This is a genomic window from Mycobacterium hainanense (assembly GCF_041890355.1).
Classification (GTDB): Bacteria; Actinomycetota; Actinomycetes; order Mycobacteriales; family Mycobacteriaceae; genus Mycobacterium; species Mycobacterium hainanense.
In genome coordinates this window covers 4484034-4501145 of record NZ_CP169059.1, presented here as the reverse complement: position 1 = coordinate 4501145, position 17112 = coordinate 4484034, and the positions used below count along the sequence as shown (strand labels likewise).

Sequence of the window (17112 nt, the reverse complement as noted above, 5' to 3'; positions counted from 1 at the left end):
ATCGGCGAGTCGCCGCCGAAGACCGCACCCGCGATGCCTGGAGCGCGCGCGGCGATCAGCCGAGGGCCACCACGGTGTCGCCGCGCTGCTCGAACACCCGAGGTCCCGCGACGGCGGGGACCACCGCCCGCCCGGGCGCGCTGGGCGCCCGGTTCACCGGGATGTAGCGCTCGGAGGCGCCGCTGACCGGGTCGTAGACGCCGATCGCGCCGGTGACCGGGACCAGCAGGCGACCGGCCATCATCGCGCCGGGCCCCAGCGGCGCGGTCGTGCCGCCGGCGGCGATGGTGTAGCGCAGCGTCAGGTTGCCCGTCTCGAAGACCATGACGGAATCGCCCGTCCACCACGTGATCAGGCTGCCCGCGTGTGAGACCGCCCCCGGGCCCGGCGCGGGTTTTGCCAGCAGGTTGCTGGACACGGTGGTGCCGGTTTCGTCGATCACGTCGACCCGCGGCCGCGGGGAGGGCAGGTACACCGCGGTGTTGTTCTCCCACACCGTGAGCACCCGGGCGCCGGAGCCCGCCCTGACCCCGGGTTCGGCCACGATGCGTTGCTGCGGTTCGTCGTCGTCCTTGCCCGGGCGCAGCAGCACCAGCCGCAGGTCGGCCTCGTTGACGCAACTCTCCAGCACCGACACGGCCGACGAGCTGGCCGCCGCGGAGACCAGCTTGCAGCCGGAATGCAGGCCGCGTGCCGAGGGTTTCACGCGCGCATCGGTCTCGCCGTAGGCCACCATGCGGACCATGTCCGAGCGCCAGAGCTCCAGCCGGGTGTCGCCGGCCGACAACACCGTCGTGCCGTCGGAGGACAGCCGCACGCGCGGGTCGGCGTAGCCGCTGCGGGCGGGCCCGCGGCGACCGGTGGACCCGTCGAGGGTGCTCACCTGCCCGCACCCGCGGTCGTCAGAAAAGACGGTGACGGCGAAGTGGTAGACCCATGAGACCCCGCACAGGTCGCTGTCGCGCTGGTAGCTCCACAGGGACTGGCCGGAACCGGGGTCGCGCCCGTCGACCCGGCGGCCGTCGCCGGTCACGACCGTCCCGCCGACCGTCACGGGGGCGGTGGTGGCCGGGCTGGCCGCGGTCCACAGCTCCTTGAGCGTGGCCGGCACCTGTCGGGCGGGGTTCTGGTTAGGCGCCGGAACGGCGGCCGGCCGGCTGATGGTGGCGCGGGCGTCGCTGGTCCACCAGATCAGGGACGCGACGGCGGCGACGACGACGGCGATGGCGACGGCGGCCATGACATCGCCCTTGGTCCGGCGTTCGGGTCTGACCATCTCCTCGGCGCGCGGCCTTAGTTGGTGTGCGCGCCGGTTTCGGCGGGCTTGCGGCGCCGACGCCGGCGCCGGCTGGTGCCAGACTTGCCGGACGCCTCCGCGGCGGCGTCGCCGCTGGTGTTACCGGCCGTGGCGTTCCCGTTGGGGTGGCCGGTGACGGGCTGGCCGCCGCGGGTGCGTCGGCGCGGGGCGCCCGAGCGGACACGCGCGGACCGCTCCACCGTCTGGCCGTCACGCTCGCTGCTGCGGCGTTGGCCCTGCGGCTTCTTCGGCGTGCCGACGGTGCCACCAGCCCCGGCGGGGATGCCCAGCTCCTCGTAGAGGTGCGGTGAGTTCGAGTACGTCTCGGCCGGTTCGGGGGTGTCCAGGCCCAGCGCCTTATCGATCATCGACCAGCGGGGCAGCTCGTCCCAGTCCACCAGGGTGACCGCGATGCCGGTCTTGCCGGCGCGACCGGTGCGACCGATGCGGTGCACGTAGGCCTGTTCGTCCTCGGGAATCTGGTAGTTGATGACGTGGGTGATGTCGTCGATGTCGATACCGCGGGCGGCCACATCGGTGGCCACCAGCACGTCGATGTCACCGCTGCGGAAGGCCTTCAGCGCCTTCTCGCGGGCGATCTGCCCCAGGTCGCCGTGCACGGCGCCGACCTTGAAGCCGCGCTCAGCCAGTTCGTCGGCGACCTTTTGCGCGGTGCGCTTGGTGCGGGTGAAGATCATCGTCGCGCCGCGGCCCTCGGCCTGCAGCACTCGGCTCACCAGCTCCACCTTGTCCAGCGCGTGGGCCCGGTAGACGAACTGCTCGGTGGTGTCGTGCGTGGCCGCCGAGTGCGGCGCCTCCGCCCGGATGTGGGTGGGCTGGTTCATGAAGGTGCGGGCCAGCGTGATGATCGGGCCCGGCATGGTGGCCGAGAACAGCATGGATTGCCGGTCCTCCGGGATCTGGCGCAGGATGCGCTCGATGTCGGGCAGGAAGCCCAGGTCGAGCATCTCGTCGGCCTCGTCGAGCACCAGCACCGACAGTCCGCCGAGCTGCAGGTGGCCCTGCTGGGCCAGGTCGAGCAGCCGGCCGGGGGTACCCACGACGACGTCGGCGCCGGCGCGCAGCGCCTCGATCTGCGGCTCGTAGGCGCGTCCGCCGTAGATAGAAATCACGGAGAGCGGGCGGCCGCCCTCGGCCGTCAGGTACTGGGCCGCGGCGGCAAGGTCCTCGGTGACCTGCACACACAGCTCGCGGGTCGGCACCACGACCAGGGCCCGCGGTGTGCCGTTGAGTTCCCGCACACCGACTCCGGACGTAATGCGGTTCAGCAGCGGCACGCCGAACGCGAAGGTCTTGCCCATGCCGGTGCGGGCCTGGCCGATCAGGTCGTCGCCGGCGAGCGCCAGCGGCAGGGTCAGCTCTTGGATCGCGAACGGGCGCTCGATGCCCTTTTCCGCGAGGGCTCGGACGATTTCGTCACGAACGCCGAGGTTGGCAAAAGTCAGTTCAGTTGTGTTGGTGAGTGCGCTCATGCGTGGGTAGTAAGCCTTTCGGTGACATATCCGGTTGTGTCGGTGTTTCTCTGTCGCGGTCACGCGCGCACGAGTTCCGACTTCGAATACGTCGCCGAGTCGCGGGCCCCCGCTCAATTTGGGCGGGCCAGCTGTGCACGCACATTTCGCCGATAGCGGCTTTGGAGAAGAAATACAGCCGCTATCTACATACATGATAGCTGGTCTAGCGCTGGCCCCCGGTTTGTGCCGGGTCCGCCGACTACAGTGTTGCCATGACCCGGCCCCCTTGCGAGCCCTCGGAAGCCGACCTGGACGCCCACCAGGCGGGCGATTCGCCCGCCTCCCGGCTGTCGGCCGATCACCCCGGTGTCAACGAGTTGTTCGCGGTCCTGGCCTACGGCGAGATCGCCGCGTTCTACCGCCTCACCGACGAGGCCCGGATGGCCCCCGACCTGCGCGGACGGATCTCGATGGCGAGCATGGCCGCCGCCGAGATGCAGCACTACGAGCTGCTGCGCGACGCCCTGGAGCGCCGGGGCGTTGACGTCGTGGCGGCGATGTCGAAGTACGTCTCGGCGCTGGAGAATTACCACCGGCTGACGATGCCCAGCACCTGGCTGGAGGCGTTGGTGAAGACCTATGTCGGCGACGCCCTTGCCGCCGACCTGTACCTGGAGATCGCCGACGGGCTGCCCGACGAGATCGCCGATGTGGTGCGCGCGGCGCTGTCGGAGACCGGGCACTCGCAGTTCGTCGTCGCCGAGGTGCGCGCCGCAGTGACGGCCAGCGGCAAGCAGCGCAGCCGGCTGGCGCTGTGGTCGCGGCGGCTGTTCGGCGAGGCGCTCACGCAGGCTCAATACCTGCTGGCCGACCACGACGAGCTGGTGGACCTGGTGATGTCAGGGGCAGGCGGCCTGGGCCAGCTCAACGCGTTCTTCGACCGGTTACAGCAGACGCACGACCGGCGGATGCGCGAGCTCGGCCTGAGCTGACGGGTCACGGCCGTCGGACTCAGCCGTGATCGCAAGCGCGGCGCTGCCGGGCGCTGCCGGTCACGGCCGTCGGACTCAGCGGGCGCAGGTCGCCAGGCTCGAATTGGTGGTCGACGCGGCCACCAGTTGGCCGGCCGCGTTGACGATCGAGCAGTTAAGCCGGCCGTAGAAGCTGGTGGCGACGACCGACGGGGTCTGCACGCCCGGATTCAGGATCACCGCCTTGGTCCATGGCAGCGACACGTTGAACTCCGTCTGGGAAGCACCGCTGCCGTCGGTGTAGACGATGTTCACCAGGTCCAGCAGCTGCTTGGTGCCGGTCACGCTGTAGACGACCGTGCGCGGGTTCAGCGCGGCGGGCGGCGGCGTCAGCGTCAGGGGCGGCGCCGCGGTGGGCGTAGCCGTCGGCGCCGGGCTCGGCGCGGCGCTGGGCGTGGTCACGGTGGTAACCGTCTCGGGCGGCAGTGAGGTGCTCGAGGGGCTGGGCTGCGCGCTGGGCGGAACGGAGCTCTTCGTCGTGGCGGGCGCCGACGTCACCGGTTGTGGCGCCGGCGCCACGGTGGCCTTGGTCGTGTCGCTGTCGCCGCTGTTGATGATGACGGCGGTGGCGATCGCGCCAACGGCCACCACCGCGCCGACGATCGCCGTGACGGGGCGCCAGCGCAGCTCGGTCGGCCACCCGGTCCAGGTGTAGTCGCCCTCGGGGTAGCTGTCGGAGCTGTAGAGCTCGTCGGTGTCGTCGTCGGGGTAATCCCGGACCCTGTCGAGATCGGCCAGTGTGGTACCCATGTTGCCGAAGTTAGCGATGTGAAAACACGAACCGCCCCTCCAACCCGGCTCTGGACCCAGCTGCAAGCGAATCGTTATCCGCTCGCGACCATCGTTTCGCTCAGCGCGAACCCGCGGTGGGGGGCTGTCGCGGATGCCGGACCGCCGCGTCCACTAGCCTGCAGCTGACAGGTCTGTCGACTTCACTGCCTACGAAAGGGGTGACCGTGGAGGTCAAGATCGGTATCACGGACAGTCCGCGCGAGCTGGTCATCGCCAGCGCACAGACACCCGCCGAAGTCGAAGAGCTGGTCAGCGCCGCGCTGAGCGAGGCAACGGGCCTGCTGAGGCTGAACGACGAGCGAGGGCGGCGTTTCCTGGTCCACACCAGCAAGATCGCCTACGTCGAGATCGGTCCAGCGGACGGACGCCGGGTCGGCTTCGGCATCGGCGCCGAGGTCACCAAACTCCCGGGCAAGGGCGCTAAAGGCGAGTAAGGGGCACGTGGGATAGCCCGCCCCAGGCGAACTGCACGGTGCCCTCGACGGCGTCCGCCTTGGAGATCGGGCGGTCGGAGTCGAGCCAGTACCGGGCGCAGTCGACGCTGATGCCGACCAGCCCCACGGCGATCATCCGGGCGCGGTGCGGGTCCAGGCCCGAATCGGCGCTGATCAACGCGAACACCGCGTCGATGCACGATTCCGTGGCGACCCGCACCTGCGCGGCCACCTCCGGTTCGGTGACGTAGTCGTTCTCGAAGATGAGCCGGTAACCCTGGCTGTCGTGCTCAATGAAGTCGAAGAATGCCTGGACCGCCGCGTGCAACCGCCGGCGGTTGTCGGTGGTGGTGTTCAACGCCTGCTGCACACCCGAGACCAGGTTCTCCACGTGCCGGGCCAGCACGGCCAGGTAGAGCTCGAGCTTGCTCGAAAAGTGTTGATACAGGACCGGTTTGCTAACACCCGCGCGATCGGCGATTTCGTCCATGCCGGCGGCGTGGTAGCCGCGATCGACGAACACGTCGCTGGCGACGATGAGCAACTGACCGCGACGCTCGTCGCGGGGCAACCGGTTGCCCCGCCGGCTCGAAGCCGCGATGCCGTCCCCCGGCCGACTGCGGTCGGCCGACCTGACAGCGCGCCGCGCCGCGGGTTTGGCGAGTTCGCTCATCGAGTCCCCATCTGGTGCGTTGGCAACCGGCCGCCGGCACCAGGGGGCCGGCCGCGCGCGGCTCGTTGCGACAGACATTACTACTCGAGCCGCTGCGGTGATCGTCGTCGCCGCCGTCGCCGCCGGCAGAAAGTGGTGTTGGGCGGTGCATTCGGGCGCGCCAAGGACGGTGCCGGTCTCGGCTGTGTAATCCTGGGGAAATGACTTCCCAGCGGCCCTCGCGCGGCACCGGGCGCGTCCCGGTGCTGCGAGACGAGTGGCGGGAACCCCTTCGCGCCCTGCGCGACCCGACCGCCCGCGAGGGCGGACGCACCCGGGCCGACCGGGAGCGGCCGCGCCAGTGGCGCAAACAGACATGGCTGGGGCGGTTCGTCTCCACTTACGGCTGGCGCGCGTACGCGTTGCCGGCCTTGTCGGTGCTCACCGCGGTGGTCGTCTACCAGACGATGACCGGCACCGCCGCGACCAGGCCGACGGCCAATCAACCCATCCAGAGCCCGCAGGCGATGGAGGCCATGGGCACCTCGATCATCGACGCGCCGCCGCGCGGGCTCGCCGCGTTCGACGCCAACTTGCCGGCCGGCACGCTGCCGGACGGCGGCCCGTTCACCGAGGCGGGCGATAAGACGTGGCACGTGGTGCCCGGCACGACGCCGCAGGTCGGTCAGGGCACCGTGCGGGTGTTTCGGTACACCGTCGAGGTGGAGGACGGCATCGACCCCACAATGTTCGGCGGCGACAACGCTTTCGCCGAGATGGTCGACCAGACGCTGGCCAATCCCAAGGGCTGGACCCACAACCCGCAATTCGCGTTCATCCGGATCGATAACGGCAAGCCCGACTTTCGGATCTCCCTGGTGTCGCCGGTCACGGTCCGCGAGGGCTGCGGCTACGAATTCCGCCTGGAAACCTCGTGCTACAACCCGTCCTTTGGCCAGGATCGGCAGTCGCGGGTCTTCATCAACGAGGCGCGCTGGGTGCGCGGAGCCGTGCCGTTCGAGGGCGACATTGGCTCCTATCGCCAATACGTGATCAACCACGAGGTCGGTCACGCCATCGGGTACGTCCGCCACGAGCCGTGCGAGCAGCAGGGGGCTTTGGCGCCGGTGATGATGCAGCAGACGTTCTCCACGTCGAATGACGATGCCGCCAAGTTCGACCCCGATTTCGTGAAGGCGGACGGCAAGACCTGCCGATTCAACCCCTGGCCGTTCCCGATCGCCTAGCCCGGCGACGATGCACGCCGCGTAGCGGCGTGAGGAGGCGGGCAGTCGAACCTAGCCCGGCGACGATGCGCGCCGCGCAGCGGCGTGAGGAGGAGGCGCCCCGAGCGTCACGCCAGCGTGACGGCCCGCGCGTTGAAGCCCCAGCGTGGCGCCCGGCGGGTTGCGTTCATTGCCGTCCACCACGGCGGCTGCTGTGATGGTGGTGGACGACGAACCACATCCGCGAAGACCGAGGAGGATGTCCGGCCGTGTCGACATCGCCGACAGCGCTGCCGCCGCTCGTGGCGCCGGCAGGTGAGCTGACCCGCGATGAGGTGGCCCGCTACAGCCGCCACCTGATCATTCCGGGCCTGGGCGTCGACGGGCAGAAGCGGCTCAAGAACGCTCGCGTGCTGGTGATCGGCGCCGGGGGGCTCGGGGCGCCCACCCTGCTGTACCTGGCCGCGGCCGGGGTCGGGACGATCGGCATCGTCGACTTCGACGTCGTCGACGAGTCCAACCTGCAGCGCCAGGTCATCCACGGCGTGGCCGACGTCGGGCGCCCGAAAGCCCAGTCGGCGCGAGAGTCGATCGCCGCGATCAACCCGTTGGTTCGCGTGCGGCTGCACGAGTTCCGGCTGGATTCCAACAACGCCGTCGACCTGTTCGGGCAGTACGACCTGATCCTGGACGGCACGGACAACTTCGCCACCCGCTATCTGGTCAACGACGCCGCCGTGCTGGCGGGCAAGCCGTACGTGTGGGGCTCGATTTATCGCTTCGAGGGCCAGGTGTCGGTGTTCTGGGAGGACGCTCCCGGCGGGCGGGGCCTCAACTACCGCGACCTCTACCCGGAACCGCCGCCACCCGGCACGGTCCCGTCGTGCGCCGAGGGCGGCGTGCTGGGTATCGTATGCGCCTCCGTCGCGTCGGTGATGGGGACCGAGGCGATCAAACTCATCACCGGCATCGGCGAATCGCTGCTGGGCCGGCTGATGATCTACGACGCGCTCGAAATGTCCTACCGCACCATCAAGATCCGCAAGGATCCGACGGCGCCCGCGATCACCGGGCTGACCGACTACGAGGAGTTCTGCGGCGGGGCGCCCGGCGATCTCGCCGGCGGGTCGACGATCACCCCGCACGAGCTGCGCGCGCTGCTGGACTCCGGCACGAAGCTGGCCCTGATCGACGTCCGCGAGCCCGTCGAGTGGGAGATCAATCACATCGACGGCGCCCAGCTGATCCCGCAGTCGTCGATCGACTCGGGCGAGGGTCTGGCAAAGCTGCCGCACGACCGCATGCCGGTGCTGTACTGCAAGACCGGGGTGCGTTCGGCCGAGGCGCTGGCGGCGGTGAAGAAGGCCGGATTCTCCGACGCGGTCCATCTGCAGGGGGGCATCGTGGCGTGGGCGCAGCAAATGCAACCCGACATGGTGATGTACTGACCCGGTACGGCAGATGGCCTCGTCTAGGCTACCCGTGTGAATGTCGAGCCACCGCCGGAGCATGTGCTGGCGGCGTTTGGTTTGACCGGCGTCAAGCCCGTCTATTTGGGGGCCAGCTGGGAAGGCGGCTGGCGCTGCGGCGAGGTCGTCCTGTCGCTGGTGGCCGACCACGCCAGGGCGGCTTGGTCGGCCCGGGTGCGCGAAACGTTGTTCGTCGACGGTGTCCGGCTGGCCCGACCGGTTCGCTCGACGGACGGACGGTACGTGGTTTCGGGATGGCGGGCGGACACCTTCGTCGCCGGCACACCCGAACCGCGGCACGACGAGGTGGTTTCGGCGGCGGTGCGCCTGCACGAGGCGACCGGCAAACTGGAACGCCCGCGCTTCCTGACGCAGGGCCCGAGCGCGCCCTGGGGCGACGTGGACATCTTCATAGCCGCCGACCGCGCCGCGTGGGAGGAACGGCCGTTGGCCTCGGTGCCCCCGGGCGCGCGGACCGCCCCGCCGACGGCCGACGCCGAGCGGTCGGTGGAGCTGATCAACCAGCTGGCCACCCTGCGTCGGCCGACCAAGAGCCCGAACCAGTTGGTGCACGGAGATCTTTACGGCACAGTGCTTTTCGTCGGCACGGCCGCTCCCGGGATCACCGACATCACCCCCTACTGGCGGCCCGCGTCGTGGGCGGCCGGTGTCGTCGTCGTCGACGCGCTGTCCTGGGGTGAGGCCGATGACGGGCTCATCGAACGCTGGAACGCGTTGCCGGAATGGCCGCAGATGTTGTTGCGGGCCTTGATGTTTCGCCTGGCGGTCCATGCGCTGCACCCACGGTCGACCGCAGAGGCCTTTCCCGGCCTGGCCCGCACCGCGGCACTGGTCCGGCTGATCGTCTAGCGCCCGAAGTCGTAGCGGACGTCGCGCAGGGCGATTTTGCCGTCGGTGGCCAGCACCCCTTCGGCGCGCAGCAGCTCGAGCTGCCGGGTGGTCAGGTGACGGGCGGGGCGCCCGGAGGCGGTGATCACCCGGTGCCACGGCAGGTCCGACGAGTCGGTCCGCATGATCCAGCCGACGATGCGCGGGCTGGGAAGGCCTGCGACGTCGGCGATGTCGCCGTAGGTGGCGACCCGGCCGGACGGGATCGCCGCGACCAGCGCGCGCACCCGCTCGACCTGCTCCTCGGTCACCGGCGCCACGATCAGCCAGCCCCGAGCAGCTCGCGCGTCAGCGCGGCGACTTCCGTCGGCGCGGCGTAGGGAACCATGTGGTTGCAGTCGAAATCCAGCAGCCGGAAAGCAGATCCCAACCGATCCTGCAGCCCGGCGATCAGTCGGTCGCCGACGTACGGCGGCGAGGTGCGCTTGGCGCGCACCAGGATCGTCGGCGTCCCGGCGGGCGGGAACACGATGTCGCGGGCCAGCTCGCTCCAGTACGACATCATCGCCGGCAGGCTGACGCGCCAGCCGTACCGGCCGCCGGGCAGCGCGATCAGATGCTCGTCGATCTCCGCGGCCAGCAGCGCCGGGTCGACGTCCGACCAGGAGCCGTGCACCTTTTCCAGGCGCGCTTCCTCGGCGTCGGGGTAGTCGGGCGAGGCCAGCATCGCGTCGGCGATCTGGCGCATCCACTCGCCGTCCAGTCCGACCGCCGGGTCGAGCAGCAAGAGAGCCGCCACCAGGTCCGGCCGTGCCGCGGCCAGCTGCATGCCGAGCCCGCCCCCGAAGGAGTGCCCGACCACCAGCACCGGCCCGTCGGCCTCGTCGTCGAGCAGCGCGGCCATCGCCGCGACGTTGGCGTCGATAGTCCACGGCGCCGCCCAGGTCGACCTGCCGTGGCCGATCAGATCTGGTGCGGCGAAAGCGATTTCGGGGAGCAGGCCGGCCAGCTGCTGCCACCGCTGCCCGTGGCCGGTCAACCCGTGCAGCGCCAGCACCCGCACCGGGCCCGCCGGGCCGTAGCGGTGCACATGCAGATCAACGGTCACGCGTCGATCGTGCCAGCCGCCGCCACGGCCGCTCGCGGGCGGGCGGTTCAGCGTTCGTCTTCCCACTCGTCCTCGGTGGGGACGATGTAGGCCTGCTCGATCACATCGGCCTCGTTCGCCTCGCGCTCGGCCGCGGTCAGGTATTCGGTGTCCAAGCCGGCTTCGTCGTCGACGTCGACCGGCTGCAATTGTTCCGCGGCGTCACCTTCGGGCGCTTCGTCGCTGGGAAAGACGTCCGTCACGATTTCTACCTCCTCACCGTTCGTCGGGCTGTTCGCGGCCTCCAGCGTAGGGGCCTGCGGCGGCGCGGGTCGGGCCGACTTGTCAGACCCTGGTGATTGCATGCAGCCATGTCGTTCACCTGGGACACCGAGGCGCGTGCCCTGCTGGCGCCCGGCGTGGGTGGGCCGGTGCGGGTGCTGGGCGGGCCCGGCACCGGCAAGAGCAGCCTGCTGATCGAGGCCGCGGTGGCCCAGATCGCCGCCGGCCTGGGCCCGGAATCGGTTCTGCTGCTTACCGGTTCGGGCCGGCTGGGGATGCGGGCGCGCAGCACGTTGACGAAGGCGTTGCTGCGGCCGCGCTCCGCGGGGCCCGGACGCGCCGCCGTCCGCGAACCGCTGGTCCGCACCGTGCACGGCTACGCGTACGCGGTGCTGCGCCGGGCCGCCGAGCGCGCCGGCGATGCGCCGCCGCGACTGGTTACCAGCGCTGAGCAGGACGCCATCATCCGGGAGTTGCTGGCCGGTGACCTCGAGGATGGGCCGCGCGCGGCGACGGCGTGGCCCGCCCACCTGCAGCCCGCGCTGGCCACCGTGGGCTTCGCCACCGAACTGCGAAACATGTTGGCGCGCTGCGCGGAACGTGGTGTGGACCCGCTGGAGCTGGAGCGGCTGGGTCGTCGGTGCGGGCGTCCGGAATGGGCCGCCGCCGGCCGGTTTGCGCGCCAGTACGAGCAGGTGATGCTGCTGCGGGCGGCGGTCGGGACGGCCTCGCCCCAGGCGACGACGCCCGCGCTGGGCGCCGCGGAACTGGTGGGCGCCGCCCTGGAGGTTTTCGCGGTCGATCCCGAACTGCTGGCCGCCGAGCGGGCCCGGGTGCGGGTCTTGTTGGTCGACGATGCCCAGCAGCTCGACCCGCAGGCGGCCCGCCTGGTTCGGGTGCTCGCGGCGGGTGCCGAGCTGGCCGTGATCGGCGGCGACCCCAATCAGGCGGTGTTCGGCTTCCGGGGCGGCGAATCCGCCGGCCTCCTCGACGAGGATTCGCCGTCGGTGACGTTGACGGTCTCGCATCGCTGCGCACCGGCGGTGGCGCGCGCCGTCAGCGGCGTCGCGGGCCGGCTGCCCGGCCACAGTCCCGGCAGGCGGATCGAGGGCGCCGGGCCCGAGGAGGGCTCGGTCATGGTGCGCCTGGCGGCGTCGGCGCACGCGGAGGCCACGATGATCGCCGACGCGCTGCGGCGTGCGCACCTGGTCGACGGCGTGCCGTGGTCGCAGATGGCGGTCATCGTCCGTTCGGTGCCGCGGGCCGGCGCCCGCTTGCCGCGCGCGCTGGCCGCCGCCGGGGTGCCGGTGGCCGCGCCGGGGGCCAGCGGATCGCTGTCCGACGAGCCGGCGGCCCGCGCCCTGCTCACCGTCCTGGCGGCCACCGCCGACGGGCTGGACGGCGAACGGGCCCTGGCGCTGCTGGCCGGTCCCATCGGCCGCGTCGACCCGGTCTCGCTGCGACAGCTGCGCCGAACGCTGCAGCGCGCCAACGCCGATCGTGCGCCGCGCGATGTCGCGGACCTGCTGGCCGGCGCGCTGTCGGGCGCCACCCCGCTTTCGGGACCGCAGCTTCGCCCGGTGCAGCGGGTGCGCGCGGTGCTGGACGCGGCCGCGAGCTGCCATCGCGCGGGCCAAGACCCGCGCTACACCCTGTGGGCGGCCTGGCAGCGTTCCGGCCTGCAGCGCCGTTGGCTGTCGGCGGCCGAGCGCGGCGGCCCCGCCGGCGCGCAGGCCACCCGGGACCTGCAGGCGGTGACGGCGCTGTTCGACATCACCGATCAGTACGTCTCCCGCACGTCGGGCGCGTCGCTGCGCGGGCTCGTCGACCACGTCGCCGCGCTGCACCTGCCGAGCGTGAACCAGGAGCCGGTGTCGGCGGTGGAGCAGGTGCGGGTGCTCAGCGCCCACGCCGCCCTGGGCCACGAGTGGGACATGGTCGTCATCGCCGGGTTGCAGGAGGGCCTGTGGCCCAACACCGTTCCGCGCGGCGGTGTGCTGGGCACCCAGCGGTTGCTGGACGTGCTGGACGGCGTCACCGAGGACGCGTCGGTGCGGGCGCCGCTGCTGGCCGAGGAGCGTCGGCTGCTGGTGGCCGCGATGGGCCGGGCCCGCCGCCGGCTGCTGGTGACCGCCGTGGACGGCGACGCGGGCGGCGGGGACAACGAGGCCGCGCTCCCCTCGGCGTTTTTCTACGAGCTCGCGCAGTGGTCCGACGCCGGCGCGAATCCTGCTGCCGCACAACCCCCCTCGGCGCCGCGGGTGTTGTCCGCGGCGGCCGTGGTGGGCCGGCTGCGCGGTGTCGTGTGTGCGCCCGACGGGGCGGTCGACGACGCCACCAGGGCCTGTGCGGCAACGCAATTGGCGCGGCTCGCCCGGGCCGGGGTGCCCGGCGCCGACCCGGCCGGCTGGCACGGCCTGACCCCGGTCAGCACCAGCGAACCGCTGCACGGCGACGGCGATGCCGTCACCTTGACCCCGTCGACCCTGCAGACGCTCAACGACTGCCCGCTGCGCTGGCTGGCCGAACGGCATGGCGGCACCAACCCGCGCGATCTGCGCTCGACCATCGGTTCGGTGGTGCACGCCCTGGTGGCCCAATCACGGAGAAGCGCAACGGAATTGCTGGCCGATCTGGAGCGCGCCTGGCGGCACCTGCCCTTCGAGGCGGAGTGGCATTCGGCCAACGAGTTGGCGCGGCACCGCGCGATGATCGAGGCCTTCGTCGAGTGGCGGGCGCAGACCCGGGGCGCGCTGACCGAGGTCGGCGTCGAGGTCGAGATCGACGGGACCCTGGCCGCATCCCGCGACGGCGGCGGCGAGGTCCGGCTGCGCGGCCGGGTCGACCGGTTGGAACGCGACGCCGCCGGCCGCCTGGTGATCGTCGACGTCAAGACCGGTAAGACGCCGGTCAGCAAGGACGACGCCCAGCAGCACGCCCAGCTGGCGATGTATCAGCTGGCGGTGGCCGAGGGCATGGTCGCGGCCGGTGAGGAGCCCGGCGGCGCGCGGCTGGTCTACGTCGGCAAGGCCGGGGCCTCGGGTGCCACGGAGCGCGAACAGGATCCGCTGACGCCGGCCGCGCGCGACGAATGGCGCCGGCTGGTGATTCGCGCCGCCGAGGCGACCGCCGGTCCCCGGTTCGTCGCCCGGCGCAACGATGGCTGCTCACATTGCCCGATACGGCCCTCGTGCCCGGCCCACGCGGACGGGGCGGCGCGGTGACCGCGCGCTACAGCCCGGCCGAATTGGCCTGCGCGCTCGGGCTTTTCCCGCCCACCGACGAGCAGGCCGCCGTCATCGCGGCCCCGCCCGGACCGTTGGTCGTGATCGCCGGCGCCGGTGCGGGCAAAACCGAGACCATGGCCGCGCGGGTGGTGTGGCTCGTCGCCAACGGCTACGCCGAACCCGGCCAGGTGCTCGGACTCACGTTCACCCGCAAGGCCGCCGGCCAGCTGCTGCGCCGCGTGCGGTCCCGCCTCGCCCGGCTGGCCGGCGTCGGTTTGGGTCCCGACGGCGCGGCGCCCGCGGAACCGGCGGGCGCCCCGACGGTCAGCACCTACCACGCCTTCGCCGGCTCCTTGATCCGCGACTACGGGCTGCTGCTGCCCATCGAGCCCGATACCCGGCTGCTCGGCGAGACCGAGCTGTGGCAGCTGGCCTTCGACGTCGTGAGCGGGTACCGCGGGGACCTGCACACCGACAAGACCCCCGCCGCGGTGACGTCGATGGTGCTGCGGCTGTGGGGTCAGCTGGCCGAACACCTGGTGGACACCCGCCAGCTCGGCGACACCCACGTGGAGCTGGAGCGGCTGATCCACACCCTGCCGGCGGGCCCCTATCAGCGCGACCGCGGCCCCAGCCAGTGGTTGCTGCGGCTGTCGGACACCCAGACCCAGCGCGCCGAGCTGGTGCCCCTGCTCGACGCGCTGGCTGAGCGGATGCGGACCGCCAAGGCGATGGACTTCGGCGTCCAGATGGCCTGCGCGGCACGGCTGGCGGCCGATCACCCGCGGGTCGGCGAGGAACTGCGCGGCCGGTACCGGGTGGTGCTGCTCGACGAGTACCAGGACACCGGGCACGCCCAGCGGGTCGCCCTGTCGGCACTCTTCGGCGGTGGGGTCGACGACGGGCTGGCGCTGACGGCCGTCGGCGACCCGATCCAGTCGATCTACGGCTGGCGCGGGGCCTCGGCGACCAACTTGCCGCGCTTCAGCACCGACTTCCCGCTGTCCGACGGCACGCCCGCGCCGGTCCTGGAGCTGCGGACCAGCTGGCGCAACCCGCCGAGCACCCTGCGGCTGGCCAACGCCATCTCGGCGGAGGCGCGCCGCAGGTCCGTCGCGGTGCACGCGCTGCGGCCGCGCCCGGACGCCCCGCCGGGGACGGTCCGCTGCGCCTTGCTGCCCGATGTGCAGGCCGAACGGGAGTGGATCGCCGACGAGCTCGCCTCCCGGTACCGGCGGGCCGACGGCGCGGGGCCGCCGACCGCCGCGGTGCTGGTCCGTCGCAACGCCGACGCCGCGCCCATCGCCGACGCGCTGCGCGCCCGCGGCGTGCCGGTCGAGGTTGTCGGGTTGGCCGGGCTGCTGTCGGTCCCTGAGGTCGCCGACGTCGTGGCCATGCTGCGGCTTGTCGCCGACCCGACCGCCGGCGCGGCGGCGATGCGGGTGCTCACGGGTCCGCGCTGGCGCCTCGGCGGCCGCGACGTCGCCGCGCTCTGGCGGCGCGCGCGGACGCTGTGCGACGGCGGGGGCGGGGCGTCCGCGCCGGAAGAGATCGCGATGGCGGCCGGCCCGGATGCCGACACCGCCTGCCTGGCGGACGCCATCGCGGATCCCGGTCCGGCCGAAGGGTATTCGGCCGTGGGGTATCAGCGCATCACCGCGCTGGCCGCCGAGCTGCGCGCGCTGCGCGGCCACCTCGGCCATGCCCTGCCCGACCTGGTCGCCGAGGTGCGCCGGGTGCTCGGCGTCGACTGCGACGTCCGCGCCGCGACCGGGGTGCACGCGGGCTGGAGCGGCACCGAACACCTCGACGCGTTCGCCGACGTCGTCGCCAGCTACGCTGAACGAGCGGACGTCGTGACCACGGCCGACCGTTCGGCAACGGCGTCGGTATCGGGTCTGCTGGCCTTTCTGGATGTGGCCGATTCGGTCGAGAACGGGCTGCCGCCCGCTCCGGTGGTGGCCGCGCGCGACCGCGTCCAGGTGCTCACGGTGCACTCCGCGAAGGGGCTGGAGTGGCAGGTGGTCGCGGTGGCGCACCTGTCGGGCGGGATCTTTCCGTCGACCGCGTCCCGAAGCACCTGGCTCACCGACGCGGCGGAGCTGCCGCCGCTGCTGCGCGGCGACCGTGCCTCCGCAGGCGCGCTGGGCATCCCGGTGCTGGACACCTCGGCCGTCACCAACCGAAAGCAGCTGTCCGACAAGATCTCCGAGCACCGCCGCCGGCTCGAGCAGCGGCGCGTCGACGAGGAGCGCCGGCTGCTCTATGTCGCCGTCACCCGGGCCGAGGACACCCTGCTGGTGTCCGGCCACCACTGGGGGGCCACCGGCATCAAACCGCGCGGGCCGTCGGATTTCCTGTGCGAGATCAAGGACGTCATCGAGCGTTCAGCCGCGGCCGGGGACCCCTGCGGCATGGTGGATCAATGGGCGCCGGCGCCGGCCGACGGTGACCGGAATCCGTTGCGCGACAACGCCCTGGAAGCCGTCTGGCCCGCCGATCCGCTGGCCGGCCGGCGCGGCGATGTCGAGCGCGGCGCCGCGCTGGTCTCCCGGGCGATGTCGGGCGACGCCGGTGACGAAGGCGCCGACATCGAGGGCTGGGCCTCCGACGTCGACGCGCTGCTCGCCGAGCGGGCGCGGGCGGTCCAGCCGCCGCCCGCGGCGTTGCCCAGCCAGTTGTCGGTCAGCGGCCTGGTCGACCTGGCCCGCGACCCGGCGGGCGCGGCGCAGCGGCTGCGCCATCGGCTGCCGACGCGGCCCGACCCGCATGCGTTGCTGGGCAACGCATTTCACGCGTGGGTGCAGCAGTTCTACGGCGCCGAGTGCCTGTTCGACCTCGCGGACCTACCGGGTGCGGCGGATTCCGACGTCGGCGACACCCGGGAGCTGGCCGCATTGCAGACCGCGTTCACCGAATCACCATGGGCGGCACGCACTCCGATCGCCGTCGAGGTGCCCTTCGAGATGCCGATCGGCGACACCCTGGTGCGCGGCCGCATCGACGCGGTGTTCGCCGACCCCGACGGCGGCGCCACGGTCGTCGACTGGAAGACCGGCGAACCGCCCCGCGGGCCGGAAGCCATGCGGCAGGCCGCCGTCCAGCTCGCCGTCTACCGCCTGGCGTGGGCCGCCCTGTCCGGTGTCCCGGAATCGTCGGTGCACACGGCCTTCTATTACGTGCGCGCGCGCACCACGGTCGCTCCCGACGATCTGCCCGCCCCCGCCGAACTGGCCGGGCTGCTGGCCGAGCCCGCCGTCGGGTGACTCGCGCTGCCGGGTACCGGGGTCG

At 72.0% G+C, this 17112-nt stretch carries 14 protein-coding genes; 7 read left to right on the top strand and 7 right to left on the bottom strand.

What is annotated here, in order from left to right; translation table 11 throughout:
• Positions 1-55: 55 nt before the first annotated feature.
• Both ACEL92_RS21065 and ACEL92_RS21060 read right to left on the bottom strand, forming a co-directional pair.
• Positions 56-1276, bottom strand: coding sequence for a hypothetical protein (locus tag ACEL92_RS21065; protein WP_374022584.1), 1221 nt, complete (start codon positions 1274-1276; stop codon positions 56-58).
• Positions 1277-1293: 17 nt separating this feature from the next.
• Positions 1294-2790, bottom strand: a complete 1497-nt coding sequence (locus ACEL92_RS21060; protein ID WP_374022583.1) for a DEAD/DEAH box helicase — start codon at positions 2788-2790, stop codon at positions 1294-1296.
• A 254-nt stretch (positions 2791-3044) separates the two neighbouring features.
• Here ACEL92_RS21060 and ACEL92_RS21055 point away from each other — a divergent pair, with 254 nt between their 5' ends.
• Positions 3045-3764 carry a ferritin-like fold-containing protein gene (locus tag ACEL92_RS21055; protein WP_374022582.1) on the top strand — a complete coding sequence of 240 codons (720 nt, stop codon included), beginning with the start codon at positions 3045-3047 and terminating at the stop codon, positions 3762-3764.
• Positions 3765-3839: 75 nt separating this feature from the next.
• Here the strand turns inward: ACEL92_RS21055 and ACEL92_RS21050 are convergent, their stop codons facing one another.
• The gene (locus tag ACEL92_RS21050; protein ID WP_374022581.1) at positions 3840-4553 is read right to left on the bottom strand and encodes an MmpS family transport accessory protein; all 714 of its coding nucleotides are present in this window, start codon (positions 4551-4553) and stop codon (positions 3840-3842) included.
• Positions 4554-4759: 206 nt separating this feature from the next.
• Between ACEL92_RS21050 and ACEL92_RS21045 the strand changes: the two genes are divergently transcribed.
• Positions 4760-5029: a DUF3107 domain-containing protein gene (locus ACEL92_RS21045; protein ID WP_374022580.1), complete on the top strand. Its 270-nt coding sequence runs from the start codon at positions 4760-4762 to the stop codon at positions 5027-5029.
• Here ACEL92_RS21045 and ACEL92_RS21040 read toward each other — a convergent pair.
• Positions 5016-5702, bottom strand: a complete 687-nt coding sequence (locus ACEL92_RS21040; protein ID WP_374022579.1) for a TetR/AcrR family transcriptional regulator — start codon at positions 5700-5702, stop codon at positions 5016-5018. The genes ACEL92_RS21045 and ACEL92_RS21040 overlap by 14 nt on opposite strands.
• 200 nt (positions 5703-5902) lie before the next feature.
• Between ACEL92_RS21040 and ACEL92_RS21035 the strand changes: the two genes are divergently transcribed.
• From ACEL92_RS21035 to ACEL92_RS21025, 3 genes are all read left to right on the top strand, one after another.
• A complete protein-coding gene (locus tag ACEL92_RS21035; RefSeq protein ID WP_374022578.1) occupies positions 5903-6928 on the top strand; it encodes a DUF3152 domain-containing protein in 1026 nt (341 codons plus the stop codon).
• A gap of 248 nt (positions 6929-7176) precedes the next feature.
• Positions 7177-8355, top strand: coding sequence for an adenylyltransferase/sulfurtransferase MoeZ (gene moeZ / locus ACEL92_RS21030; RefSeq protein ID WP_374022577.1), 1179 nt, complete (start codon positions 7177-7179; stop codon positions 8353-8355).
• A gap of 36 nt (positions 8356-8391) precedes the next feature.
• Entirely contained in the window at positions 8392-9246 is an 855-nt protein-coding gene (locus tag ACEL92_RS21025) for a TIGR02569 family protein (RefSeq protein ID WP_374022576.1), read from the top strand.
• On the opposite strand, the gene ACEL92_RS21020 is transcribed toward ACEL92_RS21025, so the two are convergent.
• The 3 genes from ACEL92_RS21020 to ACEL92_RS21010 are packed head-to-tail and all read right to left on the bottom strand — an operon-like array spanning position 9243 to position 10575.
• Positions 9243-9545 (bottom strand): MGMT family protein, encoded by a 303-nt coding sequence (locus ACEL92_RS21020; protein WP_374022575.1) that lies wholly within the window; start codon positions 9543-9545, stop codon positions 9243-9245. The genes ACEL92_RS21025 and ACEL92_RS21020 overlap by 4 nt on opposite strands.
• Positions 9546-9547: 2 nt before the next feature.
• On the bottom strand, positions 9548-10333 hold the full coding sequence (locus ACEL92_RS21015) for an alpha/beta fold hydrolase (RefSeq protein WP_374022574.1): 786 nt from the start codon (positions 10331-10333) through the stop codon (positions 9548-9550).
• 47 nt (positions 10334-10380) lie between these two features.
• Complete coding sequence (locus tag ACEL92_RS21010; RefSeq protein ID WP_374022573.1) at positions 10381-10575, bottom strand: hypothetical protein; 195 nt, start codon at positions 10573-10575, stop codon at positions 10381-10383.
• A gap of 108 nt (positions 10576-10683) precedes the next feature.
• Here ACEL92_RS21010 and ACEL92_RS21005 point away from each other — a divergent pair, with 108 nt between their 5' ends.
• Both ACEL92_RS21005 and ACEL92_RS21000 read left to right on the top strand, forming a co-directional pair.
• Entirely contained in the window at positions 10684-13818 is a 3135-nt protein-coding gene (locus ACEL92_RS21005; RefSeq protein WP_374022572.1) for an ATP-dependent helicase, read from the top strand.
• The gene (locus ACEL92_RS21000) at positions 13785-17087 is read left to right on the top strand and encodes an ATP-dependent helicase (RefSeq protein ID WP_374022571.1); all 3303 of its coding nucleotides are present in this window, start codon (positions 13785-13787) and stop codon (positions 17085-17087) included. The genes ACEL92_RS21005 and ACEL92_RS21000 overlap by 34 nt, the downstream gene beginning before the upstream one ends.
• The last annotated feature ends 25 nt before the right edge of the window (positions 17088-17112 follow it).

Bases quoted from the DNA above. Each gene is read 5' to 3' on its own strand.
- ACEL92_RS21065 (WP_374022584.1), bottom strand. From the start codon at position 1,276: ATGGTCAGACCCGAACGCCGGACCAAGGGCGATGTCATGGCCGCCGTC.
- ACEL92_RS21060 (WP_374022583.1), bottom strand. From the start codon at position 2,790: ATGAGCGCACTCACCAACACAACTGAACTGACTTTTGCCAACCTCGGC.
- ACEL92_RS21055 (WP_374022582.1), top strand. From the start codon at position 3,045: ATGACCCGGCCCCCTTGCGAGCCCTCGGAAGCCGACCTGGACGCCCAC.
- ACEL92_RS21050 (WP_374022581.1), bottom strand. From the start codon at position 4,553: ATGGGTACCACACTGGCCGATCTCGACAGGGTCCGGGATTACCCCGAC.
- ACEL92_RS21040 (WP_374022579.1), bottom strand. From the start codon at position 5,702: ATGAGCGAACTCGCCAAACCCGCGGCGCGGCGCGCTGTCAGGTCGGCC.
- ACEL92_RS21035 (WP_374022578.1), top strand. From the start codon at position 5,903: ATGACTTCCCAGCGGCCCTCGCGCGGCACCGGGCGCGTCCCGGTGCTG.
- ACEL92_RS21005 (WP_374022572.1), top strand. From the start codon at position 10,684: ATGTCGTTCACCTGGGACACCGAGGCGCGTGCCCTGCTGGCGCCCGGC.